Genomic DNA, 21,705 nt, shown 5'->3' with positions numbered 1-21,705 from the left:
ATGTAATGGGGGAAATGATGGAATTTACTAAGTCTCTAAATAACAAGTTAGATGAATTGCACTTACTAAATCATCCATTTTACCAGTCATGGAATACAGGAAGCTTAAGCTTGCAAGCTTTACAAACCTATGCTAAAGAATATTATCACCACGTTGCTGCGTTTCCTCGTTACATCAGTGGTATACATTTTCTGTGCCCAGATCTAAAAATGCGACAGGTTTTACTTGGTAATTTAATAGAAGAGGAACAAGGTGATGAAAATCATCCAGAGTTATGGAAACGTTTTGCTGAAGGGCTTGGCGTTGCGCGATCTGATCTTCGTGAAAGTGCACAGATTAAGGAGACACAAGAATTAATTGATGGTTACTTTGACATTGTAAGATCAGGTTTTGCAGCAGGTCTTGGAGCCTTGTACGCTTACGAACGTCAAACTCCAGAGGTTTCCAAGTCTAAAATTGAAGGTTTAAAAAAACACTATTCAATAAGTGATGAGCGTTCTCTTCAATTTTTTACGGTCCATATGCATGCTGATGAATGGCATTCTGAGGAATGTGCAAATCTTATTGAAGATCTAGATGAAAAAGAGCAAGATAAAGTTATGCAGGGTGCTCAAAAGGGAGCAAGGCTCTTGTGGGGTTTTCTTGATGGAATGATGAATGCTAGCGTGTGTTAGTAGTTGTAAGTAGCTTAAACTCAGTGATGTTGGAATGCAATGTCTGCATGTAATCTTCTTATATCTGACTTACGGCTTTGGGTTCATTTAGGCTATAGTGCAGAAGAGAAGTATCATTCTCAATTAGTTAGTGTTAATATTGATTTTACCTTTAAATCCCCCCTTTAGGACTTACAACTGACCGGCTTGAGGATACTATATGCTACTTGGAGGTAGTTCAGAGTATTCAATCTCTCGTTCAAAGCAAGCAATTCAACTTAATCGAGCATTTAACTCATGATATATACAGGACCATTAATAACCTTGTGATGCAAAAAAAGCTTATTATTTCTTCTATAGGCGTAACTATTCACAAAGTTGCACCACCTGTCCCCAGTGTGCATGGAGGTGTTTTCTTTACTTATCGTAATGCGTTGCAAGAATGATTTACATTTCTATTGGCTCAAATATGGGGAATCGCTTTTCCCATTTACAAAAGGCTGCTCAGTTACTGCAGGAACGCTATTTTAAAAATTTAAAATCTTCAATTATTCTGGAAACTAAGGCTATTTTACCAAATGATGCTCCACCTCAGTGGAATAAGCCATTTCTAAATATGGTTGTGTATGGAAGTTGTTCTTCTTCTCCTGAAGAGCTGTTAAAGGGCCTTAAACAAATTGAGTGTGACATTGGCCGCCCGCAGGTCTATGAAAAATGGGCACCTCGCGTTATTGATTTGGATATTTTGTTATGGGATGACCTGACACTTGATACACCCTACCTTAAGATTCCTCACCCAGAATTGATAAACAGACCATTTTTGCTTCACTTGATGGCAATGCTGAGTCCCATGGCAGTAGTTAACAAAACGTTTGGTACTATTAACCCTAACATTAAGGATTGCTTTTTAAGGAGTTTTACGCTTTCACCAGAGCTTGTAGGTATTGTTAATATTACTCCTGATTCATTTTCAGATGGTGGTCTTTATTATGATGCAGATCAAGCAACCAAGCAGGCACTGCGGCTGTTATCAGATGGTGCAAGCATAGTTGAACTTGGTGCTCAATCAACAAGACCTGGCTCCTCAATACAAACTCCAAAAGCAGAATATGCACGCTTAAAACCAGTGCTTGATGACCTTAATCAATATATGAAAGTTGGTGACATTAAAGTCAGCATTGATAGCTTCTGGTCAGACGTTATTTTAAATGTTTTGGAACACTACAACATTGCCTGGGTAAACGATCAGAAGGGAGATCTAGATGATAATACCTTAAAAGCGATTGCTAGCAGTGGATGTAGTATCGTTATTATGCATTCACTCTCCATACCACCACATAGTGACAACATTATCCCAAGTGACATTGATCCAATTGATACCATAAATAATTGGGCAGAAAAGAGCATTAACAGGTTACTTGCCCTAGGTTTTGATCAAAGCTCGATCATTATTGATCCTGGTATTGGTTTTGGCAAATCTATGTACCAGAATATCCAGATTTTACGCAGTATAGAAACGTTACAAAATTTTGGCTGCAAAGTTCTGGTTGGTCATTCTAGAAAGTCATTTATTTCTTCTTTTTCTACAGAACCTGTCTTTAACCGAGATTTAGAAACAATTGCTTTATCATCTGCATTGCACAACAAGGTTGATTTCCTTCGAGTGCATAATGTGCGTGATCACATGCGATTCTTTGTAGCTCAAGCTGCTTTACAGGGATGATAGTTATCGGAATTATGGCTGTTGATCCCAAGGGGGTAATTGGAATAAATAATGGATTGCCCTGGCATTATCCAAGTGAGTTAGATCATTTTCGTCAGGTGACTGACAAACAAGTTATTGTTATGGGAAGAAAAACATTTGAAACTATGTCTCAAAACATATTAAAGGATCGTATCCCTGTTGTTTTTTCTCGTAACAAATTAAATTCTTGTTTTAACAGAGGAGTAAAATGCACTATTATTTCTTCTATGCAAGAGTTTTTGTCAATCCAAAGTAATTGGAGTTACCCTCAAATCTTTGTGATTGGTGGAGCACAAATAGCGCATCTTTTTTTAGAATATAATCTAATTTCAGAGTTCATCATGACAGAAATTTACAAACCCTATAAAGGTGATGTATATTTCAACTTAACACTTCTTGATGGATGGCATAAAACTATTCTCACCAAAACGAAAGATTATACTATATGTAGGCTAATACGTTAATATGCATGTTAAAGCAATTTATACCCACCGCATTGAATGTGGGGAAGTATTAGAGCAGGTTCTTGATCGCTATGTTTCAGAGTTGCTAGGAGAGGAAGTTGTTCTTGCTATCACATCAAAAATCATTTCTATTTGTCAAAAACAAGTGGTTTGCAAAACTGCTTGTTCTAAAGAAGAGCTAATCAAAAGAGAAGCTGATGCAATTGTTGATGTAGACCATAATTCTTACGGCATCTATTTAACAATCAAAGACAATATCTTAATTCCATCTGCTGGTATTGATGAATCAAATGGTAATGAAATGTATATTTTATACCCAAAGGATGTTCAGAAAACAGCTCTATCAATATGGAACTATCTCAAGACAAAACACTGCATAAAACATCTTGGTATTTTGATTACAGATAGTAACATAACACCTATGCGCCTTGGGGTTACGGGCGTTGCTCTTGGTTGGTGTGGATTTGAACCATTTTATTCCTATATAGGCAAGCCAGATCTTTATGATCAACCACTGCAAGTAACACAAGTCAATCTTCTTGATGCGTTGGCAACGTCTGCTGTTTTAGTTATGGGAGAAGGGGCGGAGCAAACACCAATGGCAATAATTAGTGGCGCACCAAAGATTCACTTTCTTACTCGTCCGCCAACTATAGAAGAAGAAAAAAGTGTGAAGATATCTATGGAAGAGGACCTTTACTCTCCTCTCCTCATGCGAGCCCGCTGGTTAAAGAGAAACTTAAAAATTTGCTATTAGACTTCTTGCATAACCATATAACATTGGGAATAGAAACAAAAAACTTGCTTGACACCCTTCGCCAGCCCCCTTATCATAAAACTGAAGCTATTGTATTTGCTTTCGCCAATCTGCAGATTAAAAGGTAAGGATTACTTAATGTATCGGCGTCTTATGTTTAATTTTTTGCAGTACATAGATACTGTATGTCTTTACAAAACTTCATCTACATCTAGATTTTTATCTAAATAAGCTGAACGCGCTTATAAAGCGTTACAAGACATCAAAAAATGCCAATACTCGACAGAGATAGTAAAAGACTAGCTAACTCGGGGATTCTTTGTCTTTTTTTCTGCTTAGTAAACTTCTTAAACATTTGCAGCGTAAGTTAGTTGCAATTAAAAGCAGCTTAATCTTGCTTGTCAAGCGTTTAAAACATAAAAAACGCCAATATTTTAAAGCGGATAATAACCCCAGGGCTTCTTTTGCCTTTTTTTTCATTTGGTAAATTTCTTAACGTTTGTAGCTAAACGACAACCGTCATCCCGCTACGTGTTAGCGGCTAAGAGATACCGCGGCGGTATGACGGTTTGCGGCGGCATGACCTCGTCATTCCCCTACGTGTTAGCGGGATCTAGAGATACCGTGACGGTATGACGGTTCGCGCGGTGGCATGACCTCGTCATCCCGCTACGTGTTAGCGGGATCTATGCTTTGAGATACCGCGAATGAATCGCGGTATGACGGTTCGCGGCGGCGTGACGATAAGCTCGTCATCCCGCTACTTGTTAGCGGGATCTAGAGATACCGCGAATGAATCGCGGTATGACATAGGGAACCCTTTCTTGGGTTAGCTATAGATTTACTTCGCATATTCAGCTAATTTTTATTACAATTACAACAAAATAATTTTGGCTTTGATGAAAACTGTATATGTATGTCAATCCTGTGGTCACAGCACTGGTAGGTGGGTAGGGAAGTGCATCGCATGTGACAATTGGGATACAATTGTTGAGGAAATAGCAGTAAAAACGGGCAAAAGAAGTATATCTGCACCAATTTTAATAAAGACGTTATCGGGTAGCGAAATTATCACTCCAAGTCGTTTTTTAACAGGAATAGAAGAATTAGATAGAGTTTTTGGTGGGGGTATCGTTCAAGGTGCTAGCATTTTAATTGGTGGCGAACCTGGTATTGGAAAATCCACCCTTTTGCTTAGAATTGCAGCTAATGTTGTGCAACTTTCCTCTTTTGAATGTCTTTATGTATCCGGCGAGGAGTCTTTAGAGCAGGTGAGTCTCAGAGCAAAGCGTCTTAAGATAAATGAACCTAAAATTAAGCTTTTATCTACAGTGTCTTTAACTGATGTAGTAGCAACAATAAAGGAAAACAAAAGTATTAAATTCTTAGTAATTGACTCTATACAAACAATGTATGATAGCAGAATTACATCGGCACCAGGAACTGTAACTCAGGTTCGTACTTGCGCACATGAATTAACTATTCTTGCGAAACAATATGGTGTTTCTCTTTTAATAGTTGGTCATATAACTAAGGATGGACAAATAGCTGGACCCAAAACTCTGGAGCATATGGTGGATACGGTATTATATTTTGAAGGTGAAAATAGCAATCAATATCGCATTTTGCGTACTATTAAAAATAGATTTGGCCCTGCAAATGAAATTGGTGTTTTTGAGATGTCTGAAGCAGGACTTGTGCCTGTTGATAATCCATCATCATTGTTTCTGATGGCCCATGACAGAGAAGTAGTTGGCAGCGCCGTATTTGTAGGAATTGAAGGTTCAAGACCAATTTTAATGGAAGTGCAAGCATTAATAGCAGGGACTAATATGGCAACCCCAAGAAGGGCAGTAGTTGGGTGGGATATTAATCGATTGGCTATGATCATCGCGGTGCTAAATGCTCGTTGCAAAATGTTTTTGCATGATAAAGAGGTATACCTAAACATTGCAGGGGGACTCAAAATACAGGAACCATCGGCTGATCTTGCTGTTGCTGCTTCCCTTATTTCAAGTGTAGTAAATTTACCGCTGCCAACTTCTTCAATAATCTGCGGTGAAGTTGCACTTTCAGGAGAAATTAGGAATGTCTCGCATGCTGATCTCAGACTAAAAGAAGCACAAAAGTTAGGATTCAAAAAAGCAATTATGCCTAAAAATGGCAATTATTCTTCTCATGATATTGAGATAATTAAGCTTGGTCATGTAAGGGAATTAAGAGAAGTCTTTAATTACAATTAAATAATGCTTCAGCAAATTCTTTACTAGTAAACTCCCTTAAGTCCTCTATATTTTCGCCAATTCCTATAGCATGTAACTTTACCTTATAAGCTTCTGCAAGTCCAATTACTACTCCGCCCTTAGCGGTGCCATCTAGCTTTGTTACGATTAGCCCGGTAACATTGACCATCTTACTAAATGCCTCTAATTGGCTATAAGCATTTTGGCCGGTAGTTGCATCAAGAACTAAGATAACGTCATGAGGGGCAGTGTCATCCAATTTCTTTATCGTTCTATATATTTTTGATAATTCCTCCATAAGGTTCACATTATTTTGCAGCCTTCCTGCTGTGTCAATTAGAACAACATCAACGCTATCTTTCATAGCTTGACTTACAGCTCTATATGCCACACTCGCAGAATCGCTACCGTACTCTCCAGTAACGATAGAACAACCAGAGCGTTCTGCCCAAATGTTTAATTGTTCACTAGCAGCAGCTCTAAATGTATCGCATGCAACAAGCATAACGGACTTTCCCATCTCCTTATATTTATATGCGAGCTTACCTATAGTTGTGGTTTTACCATTACCGTTTACTCCGCATACCATTATTATGTGGGGTTTTTTATCCAAAACTAACGGCTGCACGACTGGATTTAATATAGCTTCTATTTCATTCACTAATTGCTGCGTGATAATATTATACTCAACTTCCTTGTCAAACTTGATGCTTGTGAGCCTATCGATAATCAACTTAGAAGTTTTATGACCAATATCCATGCTAATTAGCAATTCTTCTAGCTCATCTAAAAGCGACTGATCTAATTTTTTTTTGCCAGAAAAAATACTTTTCACCCCGTCGCTAAAGCGAGAAGAAGTTTTTAACAAGCCTTTATAAAGGTTACTAAACAAACTCAAGGGAATACTCCTTTTTAAATTATAAACTTAATGACAACATAGAGACGCTGATTGTAAAGAAATACACGTATTATGTGTATTTGTAAAGTTAAACAGTCGTTTTACGGGAATTTTGAAAGTAAAAATCACGTAAAACGATTGTTTTCCTTTAGTTTTTAACCTAAATATGTTATAATGTAAAATAGCAGTTTATAGGTAATTTTATGAGTTATAATGAGAAAATTTTAGATCATTATGAAAATCCAAGGAATGTTGGCTCTCTGGATAAAAATGATCCAAATGTTGGTACTGGTTTAGTTGGTGCACCATCGTGCGGTGATGTAATGAAATTGCAGATAAAGGTCAATGACAAAGGTGTTATTGAAGATGCAAAATTTAAAACTTTTGGTTGTGGTTCTGCCATTGCTTCAAGTTCTTTGTTAACAGAGATGATTAAAGGAAAAGCTATTGAAGATGTAACACAGATAAAGAATACTCAAATAGTGGAAGAGTTGTCTTTACCTCCAGTGAAGATACACTGCTCGGTGCTTGCTGAAGATGCTATAAAGGCTGCTATTCATGATTATCAAAGTAAACAAAATAAAGGTGGACATTGAGAACTAAAGCATGAGTGAATATCAAGGAGTAAACGCTATAAAGAAAGATAAAAAACTTATTACTATAACTGCGAAAGCAGTAGAAAGGATAAAGTATTTATTGGACCAAAAGAAGCATACTAACCTTGAGAAATCAGAAGAAGCAATAGGAATAAGAGTGCTAATTAAACAAAAAGGATGTTCTGGTTTAAAATATGATATTGAATATGCGTATGATACTCGTCCTTTAGAGTCGGTAATTGAAGAAAACTGTAGTGATGGCCAAAAAGTTAAAGTGTTGATCGACCCAAAATCCGTCATGTTTATTCTTGGCTCTGAAATGGATTATGTAGAAGAAAAATTTTCATCGGGTTTTGTTTTCAAAAATCCTAATGAGAAAGGAAAATGTGGTTGTGGAGAGAGTTTTCATGTCTAGCAACTATTTTGCATTGTTTGAAATTGAACCAGCTTTCAATATCAGCTTTGATGAGTTAGAGAAAAAATATATTGAGCTAAGCAAGACTGATATAAATGAAAGACAGTCCAAAAACATGGAAAATATCAACAAAGCTTATCAAGTGCTAAAGTCACCACTAGAACGTGCTGAGCATTTGTTGAATCTTTTTGGTGTGGCAAAGGATCATCCGAATTCTGAAATATTAAATGAATCAATGGAAATAAGAGAGTACTTACTAGACTGCGACGATCTACAATTTGCAAGCAGGATGATTGATGAAAAAATAAAAGATTGCGTTAAAAACCTAATTAACACTTTTGCTGTAAAGAATTTTGATGGAGCTGCTACACAAGTCTTAAGATTGAAATATTTATATAAGTCATTTGAGGAGGTGAAAAAGAATGCAACCAATTCAAATTTCTGAACCAAATTCAAGTGAAGTAGTTTTTGGTATAGACCTTGGCACCACCAATTCTTTGATTGCTATGGTAAATAAAGCTGGCAACGTGGAGATATTTAAAGATGAACAAGGAAGAGAACTGCTGCCTTCTGCTCTTTCATATGAAAATAATACATTGAAAACTGGCTACGATGTCGGTCAAAATGCAATCTACTCAATAAAGCGTTTAATGGGTAAAAGTGTTGAAGAATTAAATAAAGAAGGCGTCAATTTTGAAATAGATCATGAAAGCGAAAAAGTTATTAGAATAAAATGCGCAGAGGAAAAGTATCTTACTCCTATTGAGATTTCTGCTGAGATATTAAAAGCTTTATGTGAGAGGGTAAAAAAGTCTAAGGGGCTGGAAGTAAAAAAAGCAGTGATTACTGTGCCAGCTTACTTTGACGATTCAGCACGTAACGCAACCAAATATGCGGCAAAATTAGCTGGAATAGAAGTTCTTCGCCTCGTTAACGAGCCAACCGCTGCAGCGCTTTCTTACTCCATTGAAAAGAACAATAGCAGTGGAATATATGCAGTTTATGACCTTGGTGGCGGAACGTTCGATATTTCGATATTGAAATTGCACCAAGGAGTGTTTCAAGTCCTTGCGGTTGGTGGTGACACCAAACTCGGCGGTGATGATTTTGATCATTTGCTGAGTTCAATTGTGATTGATAAGTATAGAGAAAAGACGGCTAAGCAACTAAATTCCTTATTTATCGAATCACGCTCTGTGAAAGAGTACCTAAGCAATCACACTATAGGTATCTTTGAATTTAATGTTAACGGCAAGCCATTTGAGTGCGAAATTACCAGAGAAGAATTCGAGCAGGCAATCAGTTCTTTGGTCAATAAGACTATCAATATAGTCACTCGTACTATAAGCAACATAGATCTTAAAATTGATAATATAAAAGGAGTAATTTTAGTTGGTGGTGCAACTAGAACACCATTGGTTCAAAATTCACTAGTCAAACTCTTTGGAAATAAAGTACTAAATGACGTGGATCCAGATAAAGCAGTTGCCATTGGGGCAGCTCTGCAGGCTCATGATTTAACTTCGAGCTCAAAAGATAGGAATATTCTCCTGGATGTTCTACCTTTATCACTTGGCATAGAAACTATGGGAGGCATAGTTGAAAAAATCATACCAAGAAATACACCACTACCAGTTTCAGAGATAAAAGAGTTTACAACTTATATTGATGGGCAAACAGCAATGAAAATTCATGTTTGTCAGGGAGAACGTGAAATGATAGAGGATAACAAATCTCTAGCGCAGTTTGAACTAAAAGGTATACCTCCACTGCCTGCAGGTTCTGCAAGAGTTGAAATAGAATTTACAGTTAACGTTGACGGAATCTTGACTGTTACTGCAAGAGAAAAAACTACTGGAATTGAGCAGACAGTTAAAGTAAATTCAAGTTTTGGCTTGAGTGAAGCTGATGTTCAAAATATGGTTAACCAGTCAATAAACAGTTTTGACGAAGATATGAAGACTCGTTCCCTTGCAGGTGCTAAAATTAATGGAAATAAACTCATACACTTGGTTGAAAACAATAATAACCTTTCCACTGATCAAAAGTTGAAAAACCTATTACAAAATGCAAAAAACGCTTTACAAGGCAATGACTTGAATGAAATTAACAACACTATCGCCGAGTTAGAAAATTCTTCTTTAGAGTTGTGTGAATTAACAAATAGGTAGAAAAAGCTTACACAACCTTGTGCAATACCCTATTTAATCTCAAAGCAACAGGTAACCTGAAATTAAATGGTAACCAATCGACCTTTCCTAATTTAAATGATAAACCAACTATGCTTACACGCCCAATGATATTTTCCATTGGTACAAAACCAACTTCAGGAAACCTACTATCTAAAGAATTATTTCTATTGTCTCCCATAACGAAAAATTGATCGTTAGGTACATAATAAACCGGAGTGTTATATGATAGCTTATTAGAAATGTCATCTACCAAAATCTCATGTTCCTTGCCACTTAAAAGCGTTTCTATATATCTTGGTATGTTACGATTTGACTCATAATCAAAAAAACTTTCAATTTGCCTTCGCTTTACTTTCTGATCATTTAGGTATAATTCTCCCTCTATCATTTGCACTTTGTCACCTGGTGTTCCTATTACTCGCTTAACAAACCTGATGCTGTCATTTCTTGTGGGTTTGAAAACTACTATGTCGCCACGCTTTGGAGGGGTATAAAAAATCCTGCCGCTAAAAATGTTTGGAGAAAATGGAAAGGAGTGTTTACTGTAACCGTATGAATATTTACTAGTAAAAATGTAATCCCCTTCAAGTAGGGTGCTTTTCATTGAACCAGAAGGTATATGAAATGGCTCGAATAAAAAACTACGTATTGATAGCGCAATCAACAGTAAAAAAAACAATGAAGATAAAAATCTTCCCGTTCTTATCACCCAGTTTTTGCTTAGTTCTTCCAACTTTTCCAACTTTGTTTTTCTTATAGATTAAGCTTATTATAATACATAAATTAAAAAATGGTAATATGAAATTTTACTTGTGAATGTTATTCCTCTATTCAAAACAATTTTGAAAAGGCGGTTCATTTCTTTCAACGGTGTCATCCAAGTAGTGTGACACATAACTGTACGAACATTGCAATTTGCAGGTGGCAGATGAAAGTAGCTGATGCACATCTGTACGAACATTTGCTTTTGTTAAGGTAATATGGTGTTATGAAAGTAGCTGACACTGGAATGGCTTTGTTGCATCGCTACTTATGAAAGGCTAACTATAGTTAGGATTATAAGCAACCTATTGAAAATCTTGTTTTTTTGCAATCAATCTGATCAAATTTAAGAATAGTAATTTGTTATTTATATTAATAAATTTAATTCTATTGAAAATAGCTAAAGCATTGAAATTCTTGAATTTTAGCCGGATTGGTAAATGGTAGTGAAATTTCTTTTACTCAAATTTAGGTATTCATTGACCGTTCTTGTTATAAATACCAGAATAATAAGCTACTGATATTCCCTATCTTTTTTATCTTTAATCCATCATAGCTAGCGATGCAACAAAGCCCACTGGAATCTAGGTTGTAACCGTTCACGGATTGTGAGAATGAATAAAGAACTAAGCAGTCGTAACTTTTGGAAGGGATTTTGGCCATTGAGACGTGATGTCAAAAATATCGACAACATTCTTTCCACAAATCTTTCTCCATGTTCCGACCAGGTGAAAAAGCTGTTTTTACGATAGCCGTCTAATTTGCCGTTCTGCAAGGTTGTTGATTGACTTCAGGCTTTCGTAAAAACTTCCACACCATATCCTCGGCCTTAACATCTTAATGGCCATTCTCAAACCATTTACAAGCCTTGTCATTTCATGCCCCCCCCTTTTTGCATTAGTTGTGTAGCATCTTTTAATATTAGCAAGGCCTATAATAGTGCAACACTGCCTTACGTATTGCCAATCCAAATTCTACTTGCTGTAAAATAACACAATCTGCTACATCGCTGCTAATCTCAATCCCTCTGTTTATTGGCCCTGGGTGCATAACAATCGCATCTGGTTTTGCGTATGATAGCTTTTGTGAATCAAGTCCATACAAATAAAAATATTCTTTCTCTGAAGAACTATTATTCATGCGCTCTTTCTGCAATCTCAAAAGCATAATTACGTCAGCATCCTTTATACCTTCAATTAATGAATAATGGACTGAATCTACTTCAGGAAAATGCTTACAAATCAAAGTTGGTGGTGCGACCAAGTTTATCTCTGCTCCAAACATTTTTAGCAATCTTATATTTGATCTTGCAACTCTACTGTGCAGAATATCTCCACATATCACAACTTTGAGGTCCTTTATTTGCTTTTTGTGATTGCTGATTACAAGATAGTCTGCAAGAGCTTGAGTTGGATGTTCACTACTTCCATCGCCTGCATTGATTAGCGAGCAGTTAACATACTTTGCCAGTGTATTAATGATACCACTACTTTTATGCCTGATTATTATGTAATCAGGATTCATTGCATTTAATGTTTTGATCATGTCTTTTAGATCTTCTCCCTTGTTAATAGAAGAAGATCTTATTGGCAAAGTTACAACATTTGCTCCAAGGCTTTTTGCTGCTATTTCAAAAGACGCAAGTGTACGCGTTGAATCTTCAAAGAATAAATTTATTACTGTCTTATTTTCCAAGATATGACTATTTGCAACTTCTTTTTTAAGGTACTGGTTGGCCAACTTAGTTATATTTTCTACATCATCGACTGTAAGGTCTGAGATGTTTAACAAATTCCTTCTCTTGTTCATAGTTTCCTTTTCAACTACTTGAACCTATTCTACTTTCTTATTACCTTTTTTCAATAGACTTCTTGTGCAGCAATTGTTTTGGTGAAAGAACGGAAAAAGATAGTAAAGTCAAAATTAAGTTAGAAGGAAGAAAAAGTTCAGCGAGTCAAGAGTAAGGTATATTAGCATAAATCTTTCATCCCAATGTTTAGTGGCGCTGGGGATTACTTCCACTTACACTCATCCGCTATCATAACAGCCTCAAAAAGATGCTTCTCAAGTTCACTTAGAGGCAAATCACTTTGTGAATAATTTCCCCAAGATTTTAGTATATCGGAAGTTTCAACGCCTTCAATAATAGGATATTCTTGGTTTTTTTTAGCGTATAACTCTTGAGCCTGCTTGCTTACTAAAAATTCCAATAAGACTATAGCATTTTCCCTGTTTTTTGCGTTTTTTGTTACTGCTGCACCACTGATGTTTACCATTACACCGTGATCGTTGCGATTAGGAAAAAAAGCCCCTAGCTTGTCTGCAACATTCTTTTTATTTTCTGATGAAAGAATTCTCGCAAAGTAGTAGCTGTTTACTATTGCAACATCTCCCTCACCCGCTGCTACGGCGTAAATTTGATCAGTATCACCACCACTTGGTTTTCTTGCCATATTGCTCACAATTCCGCTTACCCATTCTTTCGTCTTTTCAAAACCATTATTTGCAATCATAAAAGCAATTAACGATCTGTTATATGGACTTGTAGAAGAACGCACTAATATTTTTCCTTTCCATTTTTCATTTGCTAAATCTTCATAAGTACTTAAGTCCTTAGGGTCTACTGACTCTTTATTGTAAACCAATATCCTAGCTCTTTTTGTAAGACCAAACCAATAATCTTCACTGTCTCTAAATCTTGCAGGTATAACACTTTTTAAAACCTCTGAATCTACTTGAGATAAAAGTCCTCTTTTTTTTGCTAGAATTAAGTTGATTGCATCAGCAGTCAAAAATAAGTCAGCTTCACCACCGTTTTCCATTCGTGAAAGTAGCTGAGAATAATCATCAATGATGTAACGTACTTTAATACCTGTATTTTTCGTGAATTCATCAAACAAAGTACGTACTAATTCTTCTTTGCGCGATGAATAAACATTTACCACTTGTGAGTCATTAGTTCCGTCGTTTCTGTATAAATAAGTAATAACTATCAATATAATTGCTATTAAGGATGTGAATATAAAGGCTTTTTTCATATTGGATAAAAAATAACTTCTTTCAGTTAAAGTTACCAAGATGGTACAACTTTAGCAAGTGTAAAGTTCGTTAGATAAATCATAAAAACTTCCTTGACAAGCTTCGCCAGCCCCCTTATTATAACACTGAAGCTATTTATTTATCTTCGCAATCTCTGCAGTGGATTAATGACAAAAAACTTAATGTATTTGGCGTAAATCATGCTTAATTTTTTGCACTATGTGCACCTTATGTCTTTATAAAATTTCTAGGTTTTTACCTAATATAAGCTGAAATGCGCTATTTAAAACATTAAAAAACGCCAACTTAAAAAATGGATAGTGAATAACTAGCTACCCTAGGGTTTCTTTTGCCTTTTTTTCTGTTTAGTAAATTGTATCCGTTCAGCGGAGTGGTAGAATAAGGTAGACAAAGCAAGATAATAAAGATAATCATAGAGCAAAAGTGAGTTAATGTGGTAAACCTTTGAGAACTTTGCAAAAATTTACAGCAAAAAATAGAAAAACTGAAAGCAGAGATAGAAAACTTAAAAGCAGAAAATAAAGCTTTAAAGATAGAGAACGCTGAATTAAAGGAAAGGCTCGGTTTAAATTCAAAAAACTCATCCCTGCCCAGCTCAAAAGAGCTATACAAAATAAAAAAGGACAAGCCAAAAAGCGAAAGGAATGTTGGCGATCAGGTTGGGCATAAAGGAAATTTTCATGCCACAATGGAAGCGGATAAAGTAGTAAAAATAGAGTTGCCTAATATTTGCGAATGCGGAGGAGAGCTTGTAATATGCGAAAAACCTTATGTTCACCAAAAAGTTGATCTTCCGGAAATTAGGCCTTATGTAGTAATTGGAACATGGTCGTTGTTGGAGATGCAGAAAAAGAAAAAGTAGCAAGTTACCAGAAGGTGTTACGCCAGATACATTTGGTCCAAGGGTTAAGTCTATAATTGCAGCACTCAGCGGATTTTACAAAAACTCAAAGCGTGAAGTGGCTAGTATCATAAATGACATTTTTAATTTGAACATAAGTGTTGGCAGCATATCAAATCTTACTATTACCCACAAATATGAGGTTCGTGAGCAAGTCGCCATCCTTCTGCTAAATCAAAGAGACGTTTATATCCTTTCCAAAGAGTAATTGGTCCTGGTTTTGGGTCATTTTTTCTTGCTAAATGGCCTCCAAGTTCATGAAACAGCTTCTTTTATGTTGGGAACTACACTTGGACATGGTTTTCTGTGTATTTTAACGTATAAAACTTTCCATTCTTCTTCAGCTAATAAGGTAGTACATGGTAATGTTGGGTTAGCTCTTGCAATTGATGTAATAAAGAAGATCCTCCAAGCAATAATACTCATAACTGTTAGATATCTCATTAGTCTTTCTGCTATTCCAAGCCTACATTCTTCAACTTTGAGACCGGATTTAAAATTTTATGTAATATCTCTATTTTCCATCTAAGGCAATTGTAAGTTAAAAACGTGATATAAAAGAGATAAGAGAGAAAGATAACCCTGCTCACTAGGAATAGCGGGCGTGCGCGACCGAAAGGAAATTGGTATTACAACCGTTGGTATCAAGGTACGCTAGCCCTATCTCTCGATACGTTTGAATAGTTGCTTGGGACATATATATGCACCCGTTTACAATCTTAAATTAACTAAAACTATCGAGGTTTATTATGGTTACATCTTATCAAAATTTTATTGGCATTGACATCGGAAAATTTAAAAATGTCGTTGCAATTCACAAACAGAAGAATGCTGTCGAATTTGATAATAATGCTTCTGGTTGGCAACAATTATTTCAAGAGTTTTCAGATATTCTACCTAATGCTTTAGTGACTTTAGAAAATACAGGGAAATATGAGCTTGGCTTATCACATTTTCTTACCGACAAAAATATTGCCGTGCATCGAGCTAATACTCGTAAAGTAAAAAGCTTTATTTTATCTCACGGAACTTTAGCAAAGTCTAGATGCAAGAGCTCTTGCTCAATATGGATTTGAACGCCATAGAACTATCTCTCTATTTGTACCTACCTCTACAGAACAATCAACTTTGGCTGCACTTTGTCAACGTCGTGATGATATTACGCAAATGAGAACTCAAGAAAAATGCAGACTTGAAGCACCGGAAAATGATCATATAAAAGAAAGCTGTCAAAAGACCATTGAGTTTTTCGATAGTCAAATAAACGAACTCAATGATACTATACAAAAGATTATTGATGAAAGCCGCGAATTACAACAACGCCAAAAAATTCTTAAAACAGTTCCTGGAATAGGTAAAAAGTTATCACAAGATTTTTTGTGTTTAATGCCAGAGCTTGGTTACTTAAATAGAAAAGAAGTAGCAAGTCTTGCCGGAGTTGCACCGCATCCAAAAGAAAGTGGTAAAGCTGTTGGTTACCGAAGGATTACAGGTGGTAGAAGTAACGTTCGTTCAAAGCTCTTTACAGCCGCTATGGCTGCTACAAGGTCAAAATCTATACTTGGCGCCTTTTATTCTAAGCTTGTTGAAAGTGGTAAGAAGAAGATGGTGGCTATAACAGCCCTAATGCGTAAAATTATAGTAATTGCTAATACAAGACTTAAAGAAGCAATTAATTTGCATACTTAAAAATCTTCACAACGGTAACTGAAATTGGCTAATGAATATGTGCGTCCACACAGACTTAAAGCACATATTCATTAGCTTAAGCAGAAATTGCTGTGGTAGCTGTTTGATATAAAATTCTATTTCTATGACAAACGGGTTTTTATTGCCCATATAATTTGCAAAATTACACAAATAAAAAAATTTTTAAAAAACATAGTTGATACCAACTAATTTTTTCAACAGCTTCATCGAAAGTATTAACTGAAAGATTCGTTAATAGCATCCATTCTAGCGGTTTTTTTTAAGGGAAGGGGAGTTTTCTCAACAACATAAACTGCATAAAGTGGTAATTTAGGTAGTTCTTCCGTCTTATGCCTAATATTATTCTTAGATGGATTCATCATAAACTTTCCAAATCTAACTTCCAAACGTGCTGTTCTTTTTGGCTTATTATCTTTTACAGGAACTTCAACTTCTACCGTACCTGCACAATGAGAGGATTTAATAAATGCCCATAACTTCTGCTCACCTTTTTCAGGATATCGAGATTTTCTATTTACTGCTCTATCTCTGCATGCTCTAACTAGCACTGCCGAATTAAGATTATGTGCAAGCTCAAAAAAGTCATATATATCTGCTTCTCTATCGCATACAGTTATAGTCTCAGTTTGAGTTGGATCAATAATATTATTTGTTTTTCTTAAAGTTTCCAACCACTTTACGCTTTCTTTATCTTCAATGCGATCGCTCTTTTTTTTAAGGTTCTCAGTTTCTTCAGGTCTTGAATAAACTTTTTGATCTAGTATCCCTAGTACCAAACCTTCTATACTAACGGCAAGAGCTGTATGCATTATAATACCTTTTGCAGTATCATAACTGGACAAATTTGCTAATCCGCTTGTTTTTTTATGGTTATTATATACAATGTAACTGGTATCTTGAATGACAAGAACCCTCTTGTGAGCTTTTGTTCTCTCAACCGTCTTATTAATATGTGTAGCTAAAATATCACTTTCTTTTACATTCTCATTTTGAAAAAAACGTTATGCTGTTTTTGCTTCTGACCAACTTTCACATGCTTGATTAATCTAACTTTCAGGTAATTTTGTCAAACATATCAGCAATCTTTACTAATCGCTCAGTTAACCTTTTATCTCCAAATTCATTTTTAGCCCATTCACTACTTTTACTTGCCATTTTACACCCTCAATATTTGCAAACTTTAATATTGTAATATTTTACTTTTTAGTCCATTTATATTTGTGGGTAATAGTAAGGAATGACACCGTCTTGGATGGAAACCAGTGTCAGCTACTTTCATGACACCATCACAAGGTGAAACTGGATCCCAGTGGGCTTTGTTGCATCGCTCAAGTGAAAAGAACTGGCAGTTACTGACAAAATTCATTATAAATAGCCATTTAACTGTTGAAGAAAAAATATGCCACAAAAAATGAGAGTCAGTAACTGCCATGAATATAACAAATTTCTCCAAGAAAGAGGAAGCATTTTTTGTTATATCAATGACGCCATAGAAAATTGGTACGAGAATTGTCCAAAAATGCAGGGCGGCAACTATATTTATAGTGATAAAGTTGTGATTTTGGTGCATATAATCGTCAGTTTCTTTAGAATTGGTTTAAGACAAACAGTCGGGTTTATAAAAGGGTATTTGCAACAAATAGGAAGAGATTTGGCAGTTATCAGCTATTCACAAGCATCAAGAAGGTTTAAGAAACTTAATATTAAGATAAATGATTGCAGAATTGATAAAAATAATATGGAAGATATCGAAATTGCTATAGACAGTACAGGAATTAGTATATACAACAACACACAGCAAGGAAAATAGCACTGACAGAAAATATCGTGGCTATGAGCAAACGAGAAAATTGCACGTAATGTTGAATATAAACAACAAAAAAGCCATAGCTGTAAAATACAGTAACGGTGTCTACTCTGATCACTATGGAGCTTGTGATTTGCTAAAAGAAGTCGATTTTCAGTATGTCATAAAAGTACTATATGCAGATAGGGCATATGACAGAGAAAAGCTCTATAAGCTGTGTAATCAATATGGTATAAAAACGAAAATTCCTCCGAAAAACAACGCAGCAGAGCATCCAAAGTTAGACTATATGGCTGAGAGAAATTCTGCAGTCAAGCTCATAAAGTCATATGATGAAGATAGTATAAAGAAGTGGAAAAAAGAGATGAGTTATGGAAAAAGATCTTATATAGAAAGTTTTTTCTCGCGACTGAAACAAACATTCGGGTTTAGTTTTAGGAATAAATCTGAGACAAATAGAGAGAAGGAACTACTTGTTAAATGCTATTTGCTCAATAAGTTCACTGATATTGGTATGGCTAAATTTGAGATAGCTTCATAAATTTATTGTGCGTTACCTACTATCCGAAGAGCGATGCAACAAAGCCATCCCAGTGTCAGCTACTTGGATGACAGAGGGGGGTGGGATGACAGAAGATGATGGAGTGACAGGGAGTAATACAAAAAGTTTCGTCATCCCCATTGAATCGGCTTTAAAATCGATGTTCAAAGTTGAAATTTCCCTAGAAGATGCGGGGAAAATCAGAAAAGGTCAGGAAGTTGTATTAAATAACTTGCGTAATTTAAAGAATCATGATATTTGTTGTACGGTGGTGGGTAGTGTACCTATTGCAATCTGCAGTTTTATTTATGGTTGTGTGAAACCTATTCGTGTTTTTAATATTTAAAATGAGGTTTAGATGTCGATAACATCCGAAAAGAAAAAGAGTTTGATAAATATGTATGCAATTAAAGAAGATGATACAGGCTCATCTTTTGTACAATGTGCAATTTTGACCGAGAGGATCAGTAACTTAACTGAGCATTTTAAAGTGCACAAGCATGACCATCACTCTAAGCGTGGTTTACTTATATTGATAGGTAGAAGACGCAAGCACTTAAATTATATAAAGCGTAAATTTGGTAATGAAGCCTATCAGGAATTAATAGAGAAGTTAGGCATTAGAAAATAATCGAGGAATTTAATATGTTTAAAATTATAAAAAAATCTATAGAGTGGGGTGGTCGTGCCTTATCTTTAGAAACAGGAAAAATAGCACGCCAAGCTCATGGTTCAGTAGTTGTAAATTACGGTGATACTTCTGTTTTAGTAACTGTTGTACGTAAAAAGAAGGAAGAAAGCGTTGATTTCCTACCTTTAAATGTGCAGTTTATCGCAAAAAGCTATGCCATGGGTAAGATCCCTGGCGGGTTTTTTAAAAGAGAAGGCAAGCCATCTGATAGAGAAACTTTAATCTCAAGAGTAATAGATAGAAGTATAAGACCACTATTCCCAGAAGGATTTCATGATGAAATTAGTGTGGTGTGCAATCTATTAACTTATGATACAGTCAATCCTCCTGAAGTGCCAGCATTGATTGGTGCTGTTGCAGCTCTTGCAATTTCTGGTGTTCCCTTTCACTTTACTATAGCTGGAGTGATGGTTGGTTGTGATGAAAATAATAACTATATACTCAACCCTTCTGTTCAAGAGATGAAAGCAAGCAGCTTGGATCTGTTTTTGTCTGGTGATGAAAATTCAATTTTAATGGTTGAATCAGAAGTGAAAGAGCTCTCTGAAGAAAATGTTTTTAATGCAATAAAATTTGGCCATGAACACCTTAAGCCTGTCATTAAGCTCATAAAAGAGTTTGCTGATACAATTGGCAATAAACCTGAGAGCTTTGCCCCTATTGATGCATCAGATATAACACAAGAGCTCGAAAAATACGGTAAAGATTTTGAAAAAGCATATTCGCAAACAGTAAAACAAGAGCGAGTTCAAGCTCTAGAAGCGATCAGAGAGAATATATTGAATACTCTTAAAGAAACTGGAAAAGACGAAAAGTTAATTACGTATGCAGTAAAAAACTTTGAAAGATCTTTAGTACGTGAAATAATTAGGAAGAAAAGTGTAAGGATAGACGGTCGTAAGCATGATGAGATACGTCAGATAGAAGTTGAAGTTGATATTCTGTCCAAAACTCACGGTTCTGCACTATTTACAAGAGGCAATACTCAGGCACTGGTTGTTACTGCTCTTGGCACCACTCAAGATGAGCAAATTGTGGATGATATTGAAGGGGATAGACGTGAGCATTTCATGTTGCATTATAACTTTCCCTCATTTGCTGTTGGAGAAACTTCTGCTGCGCGTGCACCAGGAAGAAGAGAAATCGGTCATGGCAAACTTGCTTGGAAAGCAATTCATCCTGTTTTACCCGATAAGTCTGAATTTCCTTATACAATAAGAGTAGTGTCCGAAATTTTGGAGTCTGATGGTTCTTCTTCTATGGCAACAGTTTGTGGGACTTCTCTTGCTTTAATGGATACGGGTGTGCCAATAAAGGCCCCTGTTGCTGGAATTGCTATGGGTCTCATCAAAGATAAAGACGAGTATGTAATACTTTCCGATATACTTGGTGATGAAGATTATCTTGGTGATATGGACTTTAAAGTAGCAGGAACTAGTGAAGGGGTTACGGCGCTACAAATGGACATGAAAATTTCTGGTATAAGCTTTGAAATTGTTGAAAAATCTTTAGAACAGGCAAAAGCTGGAAGATTACATATTTTAGAAAAAATGAATGCAGTGATTTCAGAACACAGTGATGATGTCAAAGACCATGCACCAAGGATGTTATCATTTTACATAGATAAAGACAAAATTTCTGCTGCTATAGGTTCTAAGGGGAAAAATATACGCAGCGTGTGTGAAAGAAGTAATGCAAAAATTGAAATAGGAGATAATGGTAAAGTTTCTGTTTTTGCTACGAGTGGCACTGAAGCTGAAATTGCAAAGAGTATGATGATTGATTCAATAACAGAACTAGAACAAGGTTCTATAGTTGATGTCAAGGTTGTAAGAATAGAGAAGTCTATTGTAGAGCTTGAATTTCTTAATGGCAGAAAAGGAAAAATGCACATAAGTGAAGTAGCTAATGAACATATAGATTCTATAGAGAGCGTACTTAAACAAGATGATACTTTCAAAGCACTAGTAATTGACTTCGAAAAAGGTGGGTGTCCAAAGTTGTCAAGACGTCGGGTTGATCAAGAGACGGGAGAGTTTTTTGAAGGTGAGCTTTACAACGAGGAAAGGAAAGATGGTCCAAATGACAGGGATAATTATTACAATAATTCATTTAGTAGAAAACCTGGAGGAAGTCACCATAAGAGGCCTCCTCGTCCTCGTTCTGGTTTCAGCAACAGAAATAGGCCGAAATTTGGTAATAATGATTCATCATCAGGTTTTTATTAAGAGTAAACTTCTTGCGTTACCTCTCGTCATTCCAGTGCTTAAC

General features: G+C 35.9%; 21 protein-coding genes and 4 pseudogenes. 18 read left to right on the top strand and 7 right to left on the bottom strand.

Translation table 11 applies throughout. The features are described 5' to 3' along the window. The first annotated feature begins 17 nt into the window (after positions 1-17). The 6 genes from ABWU73_RS01325 to radA all read left to right on the top strand — a co-directional run bounded on the left by ABWU73_RS01325 (position 18) and on the right by radA (position 5,861). Positions 18-674, top strand: a complete 657-nt coding sequence (locus tag ABWU73_RS01325) for a CADD family putative folate metabolism protein (protein WP_022626367.1) — start codon at positions 18-20, stop codon at positions 672-674. Positions 675-880: 206 nt separating this feature from the next. Further along, positions 881-1,099: a dihydroneopterin aldolase gene (locus ABWU73_RS01320; RefSeq protein WP_022626368.1), complete on the top strand. Its 219-nt coding sequence runs from the start codon at positions 881-883 to the stop codon at positions 1,097-1,099. Further along, positions 1,096-2,376: a dihydropteroate synthase gene (gene folP / locus ABWU73_RS01315; RefSeq protein WP_209472574.1), complete on the top strand. Its 1,281-nt coding sequence runs from the start codon at positions 1,096-1,098 to the stop codon at positions 2,374-2,376. Before ABWU73_RS01320 ends, folP begins: the two co-directional genes overlap by 4 nt. Further along, positions 2,373-2,861: a dihydrofolate reductase gene (locus ABWU73_RS01310; RefSeq protein ID WP_264329634.1), complete on the top strand. Its 489-nt coding sequence runs from the start codon at positions 2,373-2,375 to the stop codon at positions 2,859-2,861. The genes folP and ABWU73_RS01310 overlap by 4 nt, the downstream gene beginning before the upstream one ends. A gap of 1 nt (position 2,862) precedes the next feature. Continuing rightward, positions 2,863-3,618 carry a putative folate metabolism gamma-glutamate ligase gene (locus ABWU73_RS01305; protein WP_341810270.1) on the top strand — a complete coding sequence of 252 codons (756 nt, stop codon included), beginning with the start codon at positions 2,863-2,865 and terminating at the stop codon, positions 3,616-3,618. A gap of 899 nt (positions 3,619-4,517) precedes the next feature. After that, entirely contained in the window at positions 4,518-5,861 is a 1,344-nt protein-coding gene (radA, locus tag ABWU73_RS01300; RefSeq protein ID WP_353285497.1) for a DNA repair protein RadA, read from the top strand. Here radA and ftsY read toward each other — a convergent pair. Continuing rightward, complete coding sequence (gene ftsY / locus ABWU73_RS01295) at positions 5,848-6,759, bottom strand: signal recognition particle-docking protein FtsY (protein WP_253303012.1); 912 nt, start codon at positions 6,757-6,759, stop codon at positions 5,848-5,850. The genes radA and ftsY overlap by 14 nt on opposite strands. Positions 6,760-6,962: 203 nt before the next feature. Here ftsY and iscU point away from each other — a divergent pair, with 203 nt between their 5' ends. From iscU to hscA, 4 genes are read left to right on the top strand one after another with little or no spacing between them, the layout of a single operon-like run. Continuing rightward, a complete protein-coding gene (gene iscU / locus ABWU73_RS01290) occupies positions 6,963-7,355 on the top strand; it encodes a Fe-S cluster assembly scaffold IscU (RefSeq protein WP_182319561.1) in 393 nt (130 codons plus the stop codon). A gap of 10 nt (positions 7,356-7,365) precedes the next feature. Continuing rightward, on the top strand, positions 7,366-7,770 hold the full coding sequence (locus ABWU73_RS01285) for a HesB/IscA family protein (RefSeq protein WP_264329632.1): 405 nt from the start codon (positions 7,366-7,368) through the stop codon (positions 7,768-7,770). Continuing rightward, positions 7,763-8,215 carry an iron-sulfur cluster co-chaperone HscB C-terminal domain-containing protein gene (locus ABWU73_RS01280; protein ID WP_319633799.1) on the top strand — a complete coding sequence of 151 codons (453 nt, stop codon included), beginning with the start codon at positions 7,763-7,765 and terminating at the stop codon, positions 8,213-8,215. Before ABWU73_RS01285 ends, ABWU73_RS01280 begins: the two co-directional genes overlap by 8 nt. Next, entirely contained in the window at positions 8,193-9,941 is a 1,749-nt protein-coding gene (gene hscA / locus ABWU73_RS01275; RefSeq protein WP_264329630.1) for a Fe-S protein assembly chaperone HscA, read from the top strand. The genes ABWU73_RS01280 and hscA overlap by 23 nt, the downstream gene beginning before the upstream one ends. A gap of 7 nt (positions 9,942-9,948) precedes the next feature. On the opposite strand, the gene lepB is transcribed toward hscA, so the two are convergent. From lepB to ABWU73_RS01255, 4 genes are all read right to left on the bottom strand, one after another. After that, positions 9,949-10,695: a signal peptidase I gene (lepB, locus tag ABWU73_RS01270; protein WP_007548756.1), complete on the bottom strand. Its 747-nt coding sequence runs from the start codon at positions 10,693-10,695 to the stop codon at positions 9,949-9,951. Between the two features lie 772 nt (positions 10,696-11,467). Next, the gene (locus tag ABWU73_RS01265) at positions 11,468-11,599 is read right to left on the bottom strand and encodes a hypothetical protein (RefSeq protein ID WP_255317428.1); all 132 of its coding nucleotides are present in this window, start codon (positions 11,597-11,599) and stop codon (positions 11,468-11,470) included. Between the two features lie 46 nt (positions 11,600-11,645). Next, on the bottom strand, positions 11,646-12,533 hold the full coding sequence (locus ABWU73_RS01260) for an aspartate carbamoyltransferase catalytic subunit (protein WP_006280416.1): 888 nt from the start codon (positions 12,531-12,533) through the stop codon (positions 11,646-11,648). 203 nt (positions 12,534-12,736) lie between these two features. After that, positions 12,737-13,762: a Fe(3+) ABC transporter substrate-binding protein gene (locus tag ABWU73_RS01255; RefSeq protein ID WP_010082338.1), complete on the bottom strand. Its 1,026-nt coding sequence runs from the start codon at positions 13,760-13,762 to the stop codon at positions 12,737-12,739. A 497-nt stretch (positions 13,763-14,259) separates the two neighbouring features. On the opposite strand from ABWU73_RS01255, the pseudogene ABWU73_RS01250 reads away from it, so the two are divergent. Next, positions 14,260-14,803, top strand: a pseudogene (locus tag ABWU73_RS01250) (DUF6444 domain-containing protein); the annotation flags it as partial. 7 nt (positions 14,804-14,810) lie between these two features. Here ABWU73_RS01250 and ABWU73_RS01245 read toward each other — a convergent pair. Beyond that, a pseudogene (locus ABWU73_RS01245) lies at positions 14,811-15,218 on the bottom strand (IS4 family transposase); the annotation flags it as partial. A gap of 216 nt (positions 15,219-15,434) precedes the next feature. Between ABWU73_RS01245 and ABWU73_RS01240 the strand changes: the two are divergent. After that, positions 15,435-16,374, top strand: a pseudogene (locus tag ABWU73_RS01240) (IS110 family transposase). Positions 16,375-16,567: 193 nt separating this feature from the next. Here the strand turns inward: ABWU73_RS01240 and ABWU73_RS01235 are convergent. Further along, positions 16,568-17,550: pseudogene (locus tag ABWU73_RS01235) on the bottom strand (IS4 family transposase); the annotation flags it as partial. Positions 17,551-17,672: 122 nt separating this feature from the next. On the opposite strand from ABWU73_RS01235, the gene ABWU73_RS01230 reads away from it, so the two are divergent. From ABWU73_RS01230 to pnp, 6 genes are read left to right on the top strand one after another with little or no spacing between them, the layout of a single operon-like run. After that, positions 17,673-17,810, top strand: a complete 138-nt coding sequence (locus tag ABWU73_RS01230) for a hypothetical protein (RefSeq protein ID WP_209452472.1) — start codon at positions 17,673-17,675, stop codon at positions 17,808-17,810. After that, a complete protein-coding gene (locus tag ABWU73_RS01225; protein WP_151807722.1) occupies positions 17,795-18,205 on the top strand; it encodes a transposase in 411 nt (136 codons plus the stop codon). The genes ABWU73_RS01230 and ABWU73_RS01225 overlap by 16 nt, the downstream gene beginning before the upstream one ends. A 49-nt stretch (positions 18,206-18,254) precedes the next feature. Further along, positions 18,255-18,743: a transposase gene (locus ABWU73_RS01220; RefSeq protein ID WP_341810269.1), complete on the top strand. Its 489-nt coding sequence runs from the start codon at positions 18,255-18,257 to the stop codon at positions 18,741-18,743. Between the two features lie 7 nt (positions 18,744-18,750). Beyond that, positions 18,751-19,089: a hypothetical protein gene (locus ABWU73_RS01215; protein ID WP_231115842.1), complete on the top strand. Its 339-nt coding sequence runs from the start codon at positions 18,751-18,753 to the stop codon at positions 19,087-19,089. 12 nt (positions 19,090-19,101) lie between these two features. Continuing rightward, on the top strand, positions 19,102-19,374 hold the full coding sequence (gene rpsO, locus ABWU73_RS01210) for a 30S ribosomal protein S15 (RefSeq protein WP_353285496.1): 273 nt from the start codon (positions 19,102-19,104) through the stop codon (positions 19,372-19,374). 14 nt (positions 19,375-19,388) lie between these two features. Then, positions 19,389-21,662, top strand: a complete 2,274-nt coding sequence (gene pnp / locus ABWU73_RS01205; RefSeq protein ID WP_353285495.1) for a polyribonucleotide nucleotidyltransferase — start codon at positions 19,389-19,391, stop codon at positions 21,660-21,662. The last annotated feature ends 43 nt before the right edge of the window (positions 21,663-21,705 follow it).

This window comes from Wolbachia endosymbiont (group A) of Andrena helvola (genome assembly GCF_964028415.1).
Classification (GTDB): Bacteria; Pseudomonadota; Alphaproteobacteria; order Rickettsiales; family Anaplasmataceae; genus Wolbachia; species Wolbachia pipientis.
Note: the sequence above shows the minus strand (reverse complement) of the source record. Positions and strands in the feature narration are given on the sequence as shown.